The 578-nt window shown below is 53.1% G+C and carries 1 protein-coding gene; it reads right to left on the bottom strand.

Annotation, left to right across the window (positions count from 1 at the left end; genetic code table 11):
- Positions 1 to 578 (bottom strand): MFS transporter (locus K5E19_RS23530; protein ID WP_221553342.1); only part of this gene is annotated, 578 nt, incomplete at both ends.

Raw genomic sequence — 578 nt, 5'->3', positions numbered from 1 at the left:
ATCAGACAGCCGATCGAGCCAAAGAGCGCCATCGCCACCTGTATGCCGGTCGCCCTGTCGCCCGGGAAGAGGTAATCCGCCAGGGGCAAAATAAGGGCCGTTCCGAGCGCCCCGCCAATCGGCGTGATGGCAAAGCGCCAGGACTGCAAGGAGAGATTTTCACGCGGATCGGACGTTAGCGCAGCGCCCAGAGAGCAATATGGAATATTTATGGCGGTATACATCAGGGTCATAAATATATATGCCCCGACGGCATAATAAATTTTTCCGGTTTCGGTAAAATTCGGAATGGAATAGACCAGGACGCAGCTGACCGCAAAGGGAACGCATATCGCCAGCAGCCAGGGACGGAAGCGCCCCCAGCGCGTCGACGTTGCATCGGCTATCGCCCCCATCACCGGGTCGGTAATCGCATCTAATAAACGCACCAGAAGAAACATGGTGCCCATTATGGCCGGCGGTAAGCCATAAATATCGGTATAGTAATACGCCAGAATGGCAACCGATGAGTCAAATACAATATGACTTGCTGCATCTCCCAGGCTATAGCCTATTTTCTCTTTGACCGGTATTTTTTC

It is taken from the genome of Enterobacter sp. RIT637 (assembly GCF_019718755.1).
GTDB lineage: Bacteria > Pseudomonadota > Gammaproteobacteria > Enterobacterales > Enterobacteriaceae > Enterobacter.
This window is presented reverse-complemented; position numbering and strand designations above follow the sequence as displayed.